This window comes from Pseudaminobacter sp. Soil_N_29 (assembly GCF_057656055.1).
Genome location: NZ_JBDGLC010000038.1, coordinates 1 through 428 on the forward strand (window position 1 = coordinate 1; position 428 = coordinate 428).

A 428-nucleotide genomic window follows, 5' to 3' on the forward strand; every position below is an offset into this window, starting at 1 on the left:
CGCGCGCTTTTGTTCGACCTGGGATATCTGACGCCGCTTTCCGGCCGCGAGATCGTGCGCGTGAGCCATGTTTTCGTCTCCCACATGCACATGGATCATTTCGTGGGCTTTGATCGATTGCTTCGGTCGCAGCTTTACCTGCCAACCAGTCTCTCTTTGGTCGGCCCGCCGGGGCTCGGAGACGCGGTCGCGGCCAAACTCAGGGCATATACCTGGAACCTGCTCGGCACGCATTCGGCCGACCTGGTGATCTCCGTCGCCGACTGGGCCCCGACCGGGTTCGTGCGATGCAGTCTTTTCAGGGCGCGGGCGGGCTTCGCGCGTGAGGCAGGCGAGCCGCCGCGGGTGCCTTCTGGCGTGCTTCTCGAGGATGACGAGTTTCGTGTCGAAGGGGCGATGTTGGATCACGGAATTCCCAGCCTTGCCTT

At 63.1% G+C, this 428-nt stretch carries 1 protein-coding gene; it reads left to right on the plus strand.

Annotated features, from left to right (window positions below; genetic code table 11):
* Positions 1-9 precede the first annotated feature (9 nt).
* The coding region (locus AC3A4H_RS23630) for an MBL fold metallo-hydrolase (RefSeq protein WP_487768885.1) at positions 10-428 on the plus strand (419 nt) is incomplete at its 3' end.